Source organism: uncultured Eubacterium sp., from assembly GCF_934295145.1.
Lineage (GTDB): Bacteria > Bacillota > Clostridia > Lachnospirales > Lachnospiraceae > Eubacterium_I.
The window spans coordinates 76,832-91,027 of the sequence record NZ_CAKRAS010000001.1 but is presented as its reverse complement, the minus strand read 5'-3'; the positions used below and the strand labels follow the sequence as shown (position 1 = coordinate 91,027).

Annotated in this window: 14 protein-coding genes; 3 read left to right on the top strand and 11 right to left on the bottom strand. The window is 43.2% G+C overall.

The genetic code is table 11. The features are described from left to right. Nucleotides 1-92 precede the first annotated feature (92 nt). The 8 genes from Q0I54_RS00370 to Q0I54_RS00335 form a co-directional block, all read right to left on the bottom strand. The gene (locus Q0I54_RS00370; RefSeq protein WP_296115526.1) at nt 93-452 is read right to left on the bottom strand and encodes a hypothetical protein; all 360 of its coding nucleotides are present in this window, start codon (nt 450-452) and stop codon (nt 93-95) included. Between the two features lie 6 nt (nt 453-458). Beyond that, nucleotides 459-1,952, bottom strand: a complete 1,494-nt coding sequence (gene thrC, locus Q0I54_RS00365) for a threonine synthase (RefSeq protein WP_296115524.1) — start codon at nt 1,950-1,952, stop codon at nt 459-461. A gap of 129 nt (nt 1,953-2,081) precedes the next feature. Next, nucleotides 2,082-2,576 (bottom strand): 3-isopropylmalate dehydratase small subunit, encoded by a 495-nt coding sequence (locus Q0I54_RS00360; RefSeq protein ID WP_118701966.1) that lies wholly within the window; start codon nt 2,574-2,576, stop codon nt 2,082-2,084. Then, nucleotides 2,576-3,850: a 3-isopropylmalate dehydratase large subunit gene (leuC, locus tag Q0I54_RS00355; RefSeq protein ID WP_288775198.1), complete on the bottom strand. Its 1,275-nt coding sequence runs from the start codon at nt 3,848-3,850 to the stop codon at nt 2,576-2,578. Before leuC ends, Q0I54_RS00360 begins: the two co-directional genes overlap by 1 nt. Nucleotides 3,851-4,068: 218 nt before the next feature. After that, entirely contained in the window at nt 4,069-5,106 is a 1,038-nt protein-coding gene (gene ilvC, locus Q0I54_RS00350; RefSeq protein WP_021738991.1) for a ketol-acid reductoisomerase, read from the bottom strand. A gap of 14 nt (nt 5,107-5,120) precedes the next feature. Beyond that, nucleotides 5,121-5,621: an acetolactate synthase small subunit gene (ilvN, locus tag Q0I54_RS00345; protein WP_177974306.1), complete on the bottom strand. Its 501-nt coding sequence runs from the start codon at nt 5,619-5,621 to the stop codon at nt 5,121-5,123. A 109-nt stretch (nt 5,622-5,730) separates the two neighbouring features. Beyond that, nucleotides 5,731-6,372, bottom strand: a complete 642-nt coding sequence (locus tag Q0I54_RS00340; RefSeq protein ID WP_296115517.1) for an HAD family phosphatase — start codon at nt 6,370-6,372, stop codon at nt 5,731-5,733. Nucleotides 6,373-6,458: 86 nt separating this feature from the next. Continuing rightward, nucleotides 6,459-7,793, bottom strand: a complete 1,335-nt coding sequence (locus Q0I54_RS00335; RefSeq protein WP_118701964.1) for a uracil-xanthine permease family protein — start codon at nt 7,791-7,793, stop codon at nt 6,459-6,461. A gap of 267 nt (nt 7,794-8,060) precedes the next feature. On the opposite strand from Q0I54_RS00335, the gene Q0I54_RS00330 reads away from it, so the two are divergent. The 3 genes from Q0I54_RS00330 (at nt 8,061) to Q0I54_RS00320 (ending at nt 11,023) form a co-directional block, all read left to right on the top strand. Next, complete coding sequence (locus Q0I54_RS00330) at nt 8,061-8,825, top strand: alpha/beta hydrolase (protein ID WP_296115515.1); 765 nt, start codon at nt 8,061-8,063, stop codon at nt 8,823-8,825. Between the two features lie 50 nt (nt 8,826-8,875). Next, nucleotides 8,876-9,637 carry an esterase family protein gene (locus Q0I54_RS00325; RefSeq protein WP_296115513.1) on the top strand — a complete coding sequence of 254 codons (762 nt, stop codon included), beginning with the start codon at nt 8,876-8,878 and terminating at the stop codon, nt 9,635-9,637. A gap of 144 nt (nt 9,638-9,781) precedes the next feature. Further along, complete coding sequence (locus Q0I54_RS00320) at nt 9,782-11,023, top strand: acetyl-CoA carboxylase biotin carboxylase subunit family protein (protein ID WP_296115511.1); 1,242 nt, start codon at nt 9,782-9,784, stop codon at nt 11,021-11,023. A 71-nt stretch (nt 11,024-11,094) separates the two neighbouring features. Here Q0I54_RS00320 and Q0I54_RS00315 read toward each other — a convergent pair whose 3' ends face one another. From Q0I54_RS00315 to Q0I54_RS00305, 3 genes are read right to left on the bottom strand one after another with little or no spacing between them, the layout of a single operon-like run. Then, nucleotides 11,095-11,949, bottom strand: a complete 855-nt coding sequence (locus Q0I54_RS00315; RefSeq protein WP_296115510.1) for a hypothetical protein — start codon at nt 11,947-11,949, stop codon at nt 11,095-11,097. Beyond that, on the bottom strand, nt 11,942-12,829 hold the full coding sequence (locus tag Q0I54_RS00310) for a hypothetical protein (RefSeq protein WP_296115509.1): 888 nt from the start codon (nt 12,827-12,829) through the stop codon (nt 11,942-11,944). The genes Q0I54_RS00315 and Q0I54_RS00310 overlap by 8 nt, the downstream gene beginning before the upstream one ends. Nucleotides 12,830-12,861: 32 nt before the next feature. Next, complete coding sequence (locus tag Q0I54_RS00305) at nt 12,862-14,142, bottom strand: hypothetical protein (protein WP_296115508.1); 1,281 nt, start codon at nt 14,140-14,142, stop codon at nt 12,862-12,864. Nucleotides 14,143-14,196 lie beyond the last annotated feature (54 nt).

The window sequence follows — 14,196 nt, the reverse complement described above, 5'->3', positions numbered from 1 at the left end:
AACTATTCAGAGACAAAGGCGATTTTCCATAATATGTTCATTTGCCAAATGCAAATTGCATATAAAAAGAAAATCACCCTGTTTCCGAATCATTACATATATTTTTTCTTCGCCTTACTTAATTGTGTCAGAAACCATACAATCCCTACCACAAACACTGCAATTCCAATGGCTTTTGCAATCTGTGTTTTCAGAAATGCCTCCACCGCCAGTTCGTATAACCCATAACCGGCGCAGATAAATCCGAAAATCATTGTCTTCGGTGCCATCAGTTCACAAAATTCTTTCGGCTGACGGATACGCACCAGGTCCTGCTGTGATACCAGCCACTGCGGCACCTGATGATCCTGTCTCATTTTCCGTGCAGTCGTAATGGAATAAATGCCATACACGATCAGAATAAAATCAAATACGGTCATAATTCCTGTATTCCCCATAGCTGCTGCTACCATGCTGTATTATTCTCCAATCTTAAGAAACTCTTTGACTACCTTTGGCATCTCATCCACTTCGCATACAGTTTTATGAAGTACTTCTGCACTGCGGATATCCTCGATTGCCTGCGGAACTTTTACGTTTGCGATCTTGGAGAGTTCATCCACCAGTTCAAAATCTGTCATGGAATCATATTTTTCGTCAATGGCATCCATAACACTTCTTGTAAATTTGAACGGGCTTGCAGTAGAAGCGATGACCGTTTTTGTCTCATCCTTTGTCTCTGCTTTATATTTTCCGTATACACCGGCTGCTACTGCAGTATGTGTATCAATGACATAACCTGTCTTCTCATATAATGAAGAGATTACTTCTGCTGTCTCTTGCTCCGTTGTGTAATTGCCGTAGAAGTTCTCTAACTGCGCCTTCATCTCGTCTGTGATGACATATTTTCCATCTTTGGATAATGCTGCCATCAGTTTTGCATTCTCATCTGCGCTCTCACCGGCAATGCGGTAGATCAGACGTTCTAAGTTGCTGGAGATCAGAATGTCCATAGACGGTGAAGAAGTCAGGATAAATTCACGGTTTTTGTCATATTCTCCGGTGCGGAAGAAATCGTATAATACTTTGTTCTCATTGGATGCGCAGATTAGTTTTGCAATCGGAAGTCCCATATTTTTTGCATAAAATGCTGCTAAAATATTACCAAAGTTTCCGGTCGGAACTACTACATTAATCGGCTCACCCTCAGCGATTCTGCCGTTTGCATACATTTTTGCATATGCATATACATAGTAAACGATCTGCGGAACCAGACGTCCGATATTGATGGAGTTTGCGGAGGAGAAACGGTATCCAGCCTGAAGCAGTTCTTCTTTCATCTCCGGATCAGAAAACATCTGTTTTACACCAGTCTGCGCCTGATCAAAGTTTCCGTGGATTCCTACAACGAATGTATTATCACCTTTCTGGGTCACCATCTGTTTTTCCTGGATCGGGCTGACACCGTTTTTCGGATAAAATACAATGATCTTGGTTCCTTCTACATCTGCAAAACCTGCCAGCGCTGCCTTTCCGGTATCTCCGGAAGTAGCGGTCAGAATAACGATATCCTCTTTTACCTCATTTTTGCGGGCTGCTGTGATCAGCAGGTGCGGAAGAATAGATAATGCCATATCTTTGAATGCAATGGTTGCACCGTGGAACAGTTCCAGATAATAAGCGCCGTCTGCTTCTACTAACGGTGCGATCTCCGGTGTATCAAATTTGGAATCATACGCACGATTGATACAGTTTTTCAGTTCTTCCTCTGTAAAATCTGTTAAAAATCTGCTCATAACTGCATATGCAGTCTCCTGATAACTCATTTTTGCCAGTTCCTCCACCGGAATGTCCAATTTCGGAATCTCTGTCGGCACATACAATCCTCCATGCTTTGCCAGTCCGTTTAAAATTGCCTGGGAGGCAGTTACTTTCTCTGATGCATCTCTGGTATTTGCATATAAAATTGCCATAATTTCTTCCTTTCTGTCTGCTGTCTCGCTTTTTCTACTCTCACATAAAATTTTCATCCGGTATTTCCACAATTTTCTCCTGATCATACGCAGAAGCTATTGTTCTGGAAAACACCTGACAGATCACAATTATTTTCGTTTGCTGTTAATATAATTTACCAGGCCTTCACTGTCAATGATTTTCTGCATAAATGGTGGAAAAGCCTGTCCCTGATACTCGGTTCCTTTTGTACGGTCATAGATTTTACCGCTGTCGAAATCGATTTCTACCTCATCGCCTTCCTCGATCTCACGAGATGCTTCCGGGCACTCAATGATCGGAAGTCCGATATTGATGGAATTACGATAAAAAATACGTGCAAATGTCTCTGCGATAATGCAGCTTACACCTGCGGTCTTTAAACATAACGGTGCATGTTCTCTGGAAGAACCGCATCCAAAATTCTTTCTTGCCACGATGATATCACCCGGCTGTACACGCTGTGTAAAAGTCGGATCGATGTCAACCATTGCGTGGGTTGCCAGTTCCTGAGCGTCAAATGAATTCAGATATCTTGCCGGGATGATTACGTCTGTATCTACGTTGTCACCATATTTAAATACATGTCCTTTTGCTGCTTTCATTATTTGTCACCTACTTTCTCAGGATTTGCGATATAACCTGCAATCGCACTTGCTGCTGCCACTTCCGGGGAAGCCAGATAGATCAGGGATTCTACATCACCCATTCTTCCGACAAAGTTACGGTTTGTGGTAGATACACATTTCTCACCCGGAGCCATAACACCCATATGACCGCCCATACATGGTCCGCAGCTTGGTGTATTAAATGCACAGCCTGCATCGATAAAGATATCAACAAGACCTTCTTTGATACATTCTTTGTATACTTCCTGTGTAGCAGGAACAACCATAACACGTACATCCGGATGAACGGTATGTCCTTTTAAGATTGCTGCCGCCTTTCTCATATCGGAAATACGTCCGTTTGTACATGATCCGATCACTACCTGATCGATCTTGATCGGCTCCATAGCCTCTACTTCATCAATTGTCTTTGCATTGCCCGGAAGATGTGGAAATGCAACGGTTGGACGGACTTCAGACAGATCAATCTCAACGACCTGATCATACTGTGCATCTTCATCCGGCTCATAAGCGGTATACTGTTTATCCGAATGAGCGTCCATGTAAGCTCTGGTCTGATCATCTACGATAAAGATACCGTTTTTAGCACCTGCTTCAATTGCCATGTTTGCCATAGTGAAACGGTCATCCATGGTCAGGTTTGCGATACCATCGCCGACAAACTCCATGGATTTGTATAATGCACCATCTACACCGATCTTGCCGATGATGTGGATAATAACGTCTTTTCCGCTGACATACGGACCCGGTTTTCCAGTCAGTACGAATTTAATCGCGGACGGAACCTTGAACCAGAGTTCTCCGGTTGCCATACCTGTTGCGATATCAGTAGTTCCTACACCGGTGGAAAATGCACCAAGTGCACCATATGTACAGGTATGAGAATCTGCACCGATGATACATTCACCGGCTACAACGATTCCATACTCCGGTAAAATTGCATGCTCTACACCACATTTTCCTTGTACCAGATACCATTTCAGTCCCTGCTCTTTTGCAAAATCCTGAATAGATCTGGAGTTGATCGCGGATTTGATATCCTTATTCGGCGTAAAATGATCCGGTACGAGTACTACTTTATCCTTATCAAATACTTTGTCTGCCATCTGTCGAAAAATCGGCAGCGCCATCGGGCCTGTAATATCATTAGCCATAACAACGTCCAGTTTTGCTTCAATTAACTGACCGGCTGTTACAGAATCAAGTCCCGCATGGGCAGCAAGAATTTTCTGTGTCATAGTCATTCCCATTGTATGTTCCTCCTTATGTTTCACAGTAAAATATGATTTATCACTTTACTGTAGTAATTTAACTCATTGAACAATATTCTATCATACACATTTTCAGAATACAAGAGTCAAGCGGATATTCGCAATCCGCTTACGCTACTTGCTCATAACCAAATAGCTGCTATGCATTGGTTAAAAAAAGAGGGCTGCTTTACGCAACCCCCGTCTTTTATTTCTGATTAGTTGTTGATCAGTTTATCCTCGCCATTCCAGCTGTAAAGTTTACGAATTTCAGCACCAACAGCCTCAGACTGATGCTCTGCTGCTAACTTACGCATAGCTTTGAAGTGAACCTGACGTCCTGCAGGAGACATATCCAGTAAGAACTCTTTTGCAAATGTACCATCCTGAATATCGGAAAGGATTTTCTTCATTGCTTTCTTTGTATCTTCTGTAACAATCTTCGGTCCTGTAATGTAATCGCCGTACTCAGCTGTGTTGGAGATAGAATATCTCATTCCAGCGAAACCTGACTGGTAGATTAAGTCTACGATCAGTTTCATCTCGTGGATACACTCGAAGTAAGCGTTTCTCGGATCATATCCAGCCTCAACCAGAGTCTCGAAACCAGCCTGCATTAATGCACAAACACCACCGCAAAGTACTGCCTGCTCACCGAAGAGGTCTGTCTCTGTCTCTGTACGGAATGTTGTCTCAAGAACACCAGCTCTTGCTCCACCGATAGCCAGTGAGTAAGCAAGTGCAAGATCCATAGCTTTTCCTGTAGCATCCTGCTCTACAGCTACCAGACACGGTACACCTTTGCCTGCCTGATACTCGCTTCTTACTGTATGACCCGGTCCTTTCGGAGCGATCATTGTTACATCAACATCTGCTGGTGGTTTGATGCATCCGAAATGAATATTGAAACCATGAGCGAACATCAGCATATTACCTGCCTCAAGGTTCGGCTCAATGTCTTTTTTATACATATCTGCCTGAAGTTCATCATTGATCAGGATCATGATGATATCAGCTTTTTTTGCAGCTTCTGCTGCTGTATATACTTCGAAGCCCTGTGCTTCTGCTTTTGCCCAGGATTTGCTGCCTTTGTAAAGACCGATGATGACATTACATCCGGACTCCTTTGCATTTAATGCATGTGCATGTCCCTGGCTGCCATAGCCAATCACTGCGATTGTTTTACCCTCTAAAAGAGAAAGGTTACAATCTTCCTGGTAATAAATCTTTGCGTTTGCCATTGTCTTATCCTCCATTTGCAAATGATTATTTAATCTATAATAGTAACATCCAAAGAACCTCTGCTAAGTCCGGTAATTCCGGTACGAGCCAGTTCAAGAATGTCATATCCTCTCAACAAATCCAAAAAAGCATCAAGCTTACTTTGGCCACCGGTCAATTCAATCACCATGGAATCATTCGAGACATCCACGATCTTTGCCCGGAAAATATTAGCAACAGAAAGTACTGCCTGACGCTGTGTATCATTGATCTTTATCTTTACAAGGATCAGTTCACGGCATACGGACTCTCCATCCTGAAGTTTTTTAATGTCAATTACATCTTCCAGTTTCGCCAGCTGTTTCTCAATCTGTTCCAGAATCTGTTCATCTCCACTGGAAACTACTGTAATTCTGGTAAATCTCGGATCTGCTGTCACGCCTGCGGAAAAACTGTCAATATTATATCCACGTCGGCTGAACAGTCCGGAAATATGGCTTAAAACACCGGAAGTATTCTCAACTAACAGAGATAACACCTGTTTTCTCATGTGAAAACCACCTTTCTACGTTACTGCACATTCTAGCAACATCTATTTTCTTTGTCAAGGGCAGAGACCCCTTTGTGGAACCATTTTTTTACACTTTTTCCATATTTTTTTATTCAACAGGAATATTTATAAGTGCCCCAAAAGTGTCCAGCTTCCGATACAGTAACTGCCCTGTTTCTTTATCTGGTTGCGTCAGATCCGGTATCATGATGACACGGCAGCCCGCATCATGTGCAGAACGGACTCCGTTTGGCGAATCTTCTACGGCATAACATTCCTCTGGTGTCACACCAAGTGTATGGCAGGCATATGTATAAACATCCGGTGCCGGTTTGCCCCGCTCCACCATGGTTGCACAGATCACCGCATCAAAGTACTTCCGGATTCCGCCAGTACACAGGTTATGCTCTGCCTGTTCCGGTCCGGTCGCTGTCACAACCGCAAGACGATATCCCTGCTCTTTTAAAAGCTGTAAAGTCTCCGGAACCGCCGGTTTCAGCGGAATCTCTCCAGATAAAAATTCCTTCATCCGTTCCTTGCGATACTCCCGGATTGCCCAGTAATCTACCTCCGGTCCAAACCAGCGTTGAAACTGTTCCAATGCAAATGGCCGCCCCAGACTGCGAAGTTTTAATACTTCCTCCTCCGGCAGTTCGTATCCCGCATCGGAGATTGCCTGTTTCCAGGCACGGTTATAATATTTTTCCGTATCAAATAGAGTTCCATCCATATCAAACAAAAACGTTGTCATATTTTTTCCCTTACCTTTTTTCAGACAATTCACAAGTGCAGATGTACATCTTACTGTTGGAATCCAAGATGCATTCCGGTCACTCGTTACTCGCTGATTTTTTCAATCTCCATATTCTTCGGCAAAATCAGGCTGAGAATAATTGCTACTACAAATACAACTGCCACGCAGTTTGCAGAAAATACATCTTTGACGATCTGTGGAAAAATATTCCAGATTTCCACTTCACTGGTGGATGTAAACCCGATGCCGATAGCAAGTGATAATGCTGCAATGGTTACGTTTCTCTGAGAAAATCCAGTTTTTGCCAGCATCTGGATACCACTGATCATGATCGTACCAAACATCATAATGGTACATCCGCCCAGTACGGACTGTGGCAGACTTGCAAAGAAGTTACCGATCGGCGGGAACAGACCTGCAAGGATCATAAAGACAGCACCTGTCATAATCGTAAAGCGGTTGACCACTTTTGTCATATTGACCAGACCAACGTTCTGACTGAAAGAAGTAACCGGCGGACATCCAAATAATCCGGAAATAGAGCTTGCGAAACCATCACAGGCCAAAGCACCGGAAATCTCTTTTTCTGTAATCTCACGGCCAAGGCCACCGGAAACAAGTGCAGTGGAATCGCCAATCGTCTCTGCTGCAGATACCATAAAAATAATGGCAACCGAAATGATCGCACTCAGATTAAATTCCGGGCGATATGGAAGCAGATGTGGCAGTGAGATCAGACCACCATCTAACATGCCGGACAAATCTACCTGTCCCATACATAATGCGATGATATAACCTACAATCAGTCCGACCAATACGGACAGCTGCTTTAAATAACCTTTTGCCACAGCATTAAAAATCAGACAGACAGCCAATGTCACCAGACCAAGCACAAGGTTCTGTACAGATCCGAAATCATCAGTATAACCACCGCCGAAAGAACGGGCACCTACAGTAAACAGGGAGTATCCGATGGCAGTAACTACGGACGCCGAAACCACCGGTGTGATAAACCGCTTCCAGTATTTTGCAAACAGACCCAGGACACCTTCGCAGACACCACCAACCAAAACGGCACCGATCATCGTCGGATATCCATAGGTGCCACCCACGTAACTCAAGATTGTCACAAAGGTAAAACTTACCCCCATAACGATTGGAAGTTTTGCACCGACTTTCCAGACCGGGTACAACTGGATCAATGTCGCAATACCCGCAACAAACATAGCATTCTGTAACAAAACCGCCAGTTCTTTTCCACTCAGACCGGAAGCCAGACCGATCATGGTGATCGGTGTCAGATTCGATACAAACATTGCAAGCACATGCTGCAGGCCAAACGGAATGGCTTTCAGCAACGGTACACGCCCATTCAACCGGTAAATATTTCCGATCGTTGCATTCTCTTTTGATTTCATTTTCATACCTCTTATTTTCTTTTTTACATGCTGTCTTTCGACAGACACAAAGCATTCTCATCATAACATCTCTAGTTTTCTTTTGCAATGACGGTCTGTACTTTCTTGCCAATTCTTTGTCACTGTGCTATGATAAATTGCAATCATTCAGAGCAATATCTGATGAATCTTCTTGAATAATATTCAAGAAGCAGCCCTCGCTAAAGTTCGGTTAATCGAGATGGCTCTGAATTATTACTCAATTTCAAAATTGACATGGAGGTTTTTATGATAGAAAAATGGGATATCACCATTCCGGAACTTACCGGAGATGAGGTGCGAAGTGCATACATCTGTCTGCCAGAGGCATACACACATAACACGAACCGTCGGTTTCCGGTATTGTACATGTTTGACGGTCATAACCTCTTTTTTGACAGTCACGCTACCTACGGAAAATCCTGGGGATTAAAAGAATATATGGAATACACCAATACTCCGCTGATCATCGTAGGCATTGAATGTAACCACAGCCCGGATCACGGACGGCTGCAGGAATATTCCCCTTATGACTTTACTTTACCAAAGGGAGGAAAAATAACCGGTAAGGGCAAGATCACCATGGACTGGCTGACCCGCACTTTCAAACCATACATTGATACACATTACCGGACACTTCCGGATCGGGAGCATACCTTTATCGCAGGAAGTTCCATGGGAGGACTGATGAGTATTTACGCACTTCTGCACTACAATCAGTTTTTTTCCCGCGCAGCGGCGCTCTCCCCATCCCTGTGGATTGCACCAAACGACTCCATGCAGATGATCCGGCGTTCCCACCCACTTCCGGGAAGCATTTTATACATGGATTATGGAAGCCTTGAAATGAAACAACATCGAAAAATGGATCAGGTTTTTGAACAGGCAGCTAATCTGCTTCTGCAAAAAAATATTTATCTTGACTGCCGCATCGTACCGAACGGCGAACATTGTGAGGCAAGCTGGGAAAGACAGATTCCTTTTTTTATGAATACACTGATGTATAATCTGTAACTATCTTTCCTATCATATTATATAGAAGTAACACAGGAGGACTTTTCCATATGAACATACAATATTTCAAAAATTATAGTCCAGCACTTGGCCGGGATATGGAATGCAAATTGTACGGTCACGGCGGACAGCCAATCCTGTTTATCCCCTGTCAGGACGGACGTTTTTTCGACTTTGAGAACTTCCATATGACGGATGTCTGGGCACCATGGATCGACTCTGGAGAGGTCACTATTTTTACGGTGGATACCATTGATACAGAAACCTGGTCCAACACAAATGGCAATCCGCGCTGGCGCATCTGCCGCCATGAAGACTGGTTCCGCTATCTCACCGATGAGATGGTTCCTTTTATCCATGCAAAAATGAAGGAATATCAGTCCGATTATACTGAAAAAGGAATCATTGCTTTTGGATGCAGTCTTGGTGCTACCCACACGGCAAATCTGTATTTCCGCCGCCCGGATCTTTTTCACGGTCTGCTTGCATTAAGCGGTATTTATGATGCCTCCTATGGATTTGGTTCTTACATGGATGATCTGGTCTATATGAACTCACCCGTTCACTATCTGCAAAATTTACCGGCGGATCACCCTTACATGGAATTGTACCGCCACCGCAAAGCAATCATCTGTGTCGGTCAGGGAGCATGGGAAGAACCTGCCAGCACTTATCAGCTTCGGGATATCCTACAGCAAAAGCAGATTCCGGCATGGGTTGATTTCTGGGGATACGACTGTGCGCATGACTGGGACTGGTGGTATAAGCAGGTAACTTATTTTGTACCGCATTTGCTCTATGATCCGGTGTAAATGATGGATTTTCAGCATTTTCTGAATTTATATTTTCAGGATACCGATTTGCACTTGCTAATGATATTTTATCAGATAGAATTTTGTAACTTTTGCTACAAATAATAAATGAATAAGAATACAACAGATAGAGAGTGAAGAACTATGAAAAATGTGATTTTTATTTCTCCGAATTTTCCGGAGAATTACTGGCACTTCTGCCATGAATTAAAAGAAAACGGTATGAATGTCCTGGGCATCGGCGACTGTCCTTATGACGACCTGCGCCCGGAACTTCAGGAAAGCCTGCAGGAATATTATAAAGTAGACAGCTTGGAAAACTATGACGAGGTCTATGGTGCTGTCGGCTACTTTATCTGGCATTACGGCCGCATTGACTGGCTGGAATCCAACAATGAATACTGGCTTGAGCAGGATGCCCGTCTGCGTACAGATTTCAATATTCCGAGCAGTTTTCATAACGAAGACATGCCACGCATCAAATACAAATCCCGCATGAAAGAATATTATCAGCGTGTCGGCATTCCGGTGGCCCGCTACCACATGGTAGACAACTATGAGGGCTGTCTGAATTTCATTCGTGAAGTGGGATACCCGGTTGTCACAAAACCGGATAACGGTGTCGGTGCTTCCCATACGTTCAAAATTTCTTCCGATGAAGAACTTGGCAATTTCTTTGCCAACAAATGGGATGATACCATTTATATTATGGAAGAATTTATCAATGCAGAGATCAACTCCTATGATGCGATCATCGACTCTCATGGTAATCCGATTTTTGAGGCAGGGAATGTCACACCGATGTCTATTATGGACATTGTAAATAACGCCGACAACGCGCTTTTCTACATTGTAAAAGATCTGGCCGATGACACCCGCCATCTCGGCAGAGAAACCGTAAAAAGCTTTGGTGTGCGCAGCCGGTTCGTGCATTTTGAATTTTTCCGCCTGCTTTCCGACCATGAAGGACTCGGCAAAAAAGGAGATCTGATGGCACTGGAAGTCAACATGCGTCCTTCCGGAGGCTTCACTCCGGATATGATCAATTTTGCCCGTGAAACCGATGTATACAAAATCTGGGCGGACATGATTGCCTATGATTCCACACAGAAACCGGTCGGTGCTCATCATTTCTGCGCTTTTGCAGGACTGCGCGATGGCAAGGATTTTGCTATGACACCGGATGATATTATCGAAAAATACACGGATCAACTCCAGATGGTAGAACGTATGCCGGATGCATTGGCAGATGCTATGGGAAATCAGATGTATCTGGCTACTTTTGATACCGAAGAAGAACTCAATGCGTTTTTTGCGGATGTGACCAGATTGAAAGAACCGGATGCTTCTGCTGAGGCAGAGAAAGCAGAAACTACTGACAAATAACTAGAAACAGAAATCCCCCGCTCCTATCGGCAGGGGATTTCTATTTTTTGTATACTCAGTATGTTCAATCTTTATACCTCATCTGCAATCTGACACCGCTTTACCAAATACAAATTTGCAAATAGCAATCCACCATTTAATACTGTAAAATACAATGCCGAAACCCATAACGGAACCAACGGCTGTGCATAAAATTTGTCAAAATGTTCTCCAAAAATAGCATGCGTAAGCGGAAAAATCCATTTCAATAATTTTATATAAGAAACTGCCGTAGCGCCCACCACTGTAATTCCCATGGCAATCAGTAATCCCAGTTTTCTCCGTTCCAGTAGCCGAAACAGACACAAAATCTGAAGCATCACCAGTAAATATGCCAGCATCAGCAGCACACCCATCACCATTACGCGCATCGGCGTACCATGACTCATCGTTCCGGATTCCAAAAACAACCGGTCATTTTGTCCATAGATTTCCGGGAAACATTCATAAATGTCTGTCATAAATTCGCTCCACTGATTCTGCCAGACAGCACCACGCCCAATCCACAGAAAACTTGCCGCAAAGAAGGCTCCCATACAGGTAACTCCCGCCAGCAGTCCAAACAGAAACTGCCCTGCCAGCCAGATTCTGCGCGTTGCACGCATCATAATAAAAATATTTCCCCCGCTTTTATCCGGAAAACCAGACAACAGCACAATAAAGATCAACGGTATCACTAGCATATAAAACTGAAAGGACAACACCAGATCCATCGGCTCCAATATATTGATCGTAAGCCCTGTTTCCTCTGCCACCCGTGCCATATCCGAAAAAATATATTCTCCCAGAAACAGAATGGAAAACAATAAGATCAACATCTTTTTCAGACTGAACCACTTGCGATATTCCATACCTGCAATCCAGACAATTTCACGTATCTTACGCATTTCTTCTCCTCACCTGCCAGTAAAACAACAAGGCAATTCCACCTATCCACAAACTGATGAATATTGCATATCCCCAATAAGAAACTCCAAACTCATACTGAAATGAACGATCATAAAATAAATGATTTGATGGAAAAAGGAACTCTACCAGCCGCACATTAAGTGGTACAGGCAGTCCACCCGCTTCGTACCGTTCATATACCACTCCTACATAACCGGATGCCATTTTTTTACTGAAATATTCCAATAATACCAGACTGCTGATTGCAAAAAAACTTTCTCCCCACAACACCGTCAAAACCAATGCTGTTATCGCTAAAACTGCAGCCAGCAGTCCCGTATGCACGATTGCAAGCAGCAGCCAGCCACTTCTCTGAAGCAAAGTGTCTCCATATACCATGGCGATCATACTTTCGCTTACATCATTGACATACGCATCCAACGGTAAAAATTTAACGGCAATCAGCACAATATAAAGCCCGATTCCACATCCAACACATAAAAATGCTTTCCATGCACTTTCCAGCAGCCAATTTCGTGCAAACTGCTTCTTCGTTCCCCGCAATGCAGTCAGATAAAAATTGCCGCCAAACCATACTTCCGAAAACTCAAAAATGCCCGGAACCACCGCCACAAGTGGTAGCAGCACAATAAACCACTCCATGTTTCGAAATCCGGCTGCCACAGAATAAATACTTGCCATTTCATCCATTTGCAGTAACTGTGCACGGTCAGTACTAAGCCATACTTTCAGCACAGTCTCTTTTACATCCGGATCACCACTCGGAAACGGACTCAAGAAACACAATAACGCCATTGCTACAATACACAGACAGCAAATCCACAGTTTTCGATTATTTATAACTTTAAGTTTTATCATCTGCCAAACTGTCCTCATCCTGTTTTCCCCACTTAAAATCCCATTGTTGTTATTTCTCCGGTTATTGCATCCACATCAAAATAAAGTCTGCTAAATTCCGAAAGTTCCGTATTTTTGATGGAAAAATGATAACTTGGCCGGCACTGAACTGACTGCACATATCCCAATTGTCTTTTTTTCTCATTCTCATACTGAAACTTTGTCTGATATTCCAACTCTACAGAACTAATGTGAAATACTTTATCCGCTGAGACATATTTGCTCAGCAGTTCACAGACATCCTGCAACGGTAAAATTTTCTCATATGCTTCCTTCACACTTACAGACTCGAAATTCTGACAGCAGCTCCAGATAAATCCAAGCCTGTCTTTCTGAAACATCGACACAAAATGATTCGTTCCAAAAGCCTCCGGTTTCAGCACATCATCATCACTTTCGCCTTCTTTCGTCTCCTCCGTCGCATCATCATAATTCAAGGCAAGTCCCTCATAGGAAGTTCCCATATCAAATTCATAATAATAAATCCCATCCGACAGCTGCCGCACATCAATCTGTAACACATGATAATCCAGATATTCCGAACCAACAAAATAGTAATCCTCTTTCATATGCTGTTCCACAAACTGCACCGCATCCGTCAATGCAAGCTCCCCATCAGATAATGGATAGCTGATCCCGGTGATATCATCTTTTGACAGATCATATTTCTGAACAGAATGTCCCAGGTTCATCCCCCGATAACCATAAGGTCTGTTTGAATAATCCTCTTCCTCTCCAGTCAGTGCTGTTGGCACGGAATAATCTCCCAGTTCCAGCATAAAGGTGGAAAAAATCACCAGTTCGGAGCAGGTTCCATCGTTATAGCCCAAATATTGCACCTGCTCCTTCTGTTCATCTGTTGCTTCCAAAATTGGGATAATAAGCCGGTCATTCTGTGCCACATCCCAGTACATCAGTGTCATATGCTGCTTCAGATCCACCGAATCATCCAGTCCTTCATACAACCGAATATTTTCCTCAAACTTTTCCACCTGACGATCAAAAGAATCTGTCGATATTGGAAACTCCATCTCATAAACCTGCTGCACATCCGGGATTTTTATCTGTGCTTCCGAAAAGTCCAGATTTTTATATTCTGATTCAAAATTTTCCGCCTGCTTGCACGCTTCCTTTAATGTTACTAAATTGTCCTGTGAAACCGTCTCTGTTTTTTCCACTTTTTCAGTTTTTCCAGATTCACAACCTGATAATACAGTTACCGCAATCATTGTTCCAAGCATCATACCCCCAAGTAAATGTTTTTTATATCTCATAACACCGCCCCCTTTTCTTCTTCCTTTATTTCCATTCGTTTTTCGCATAATATT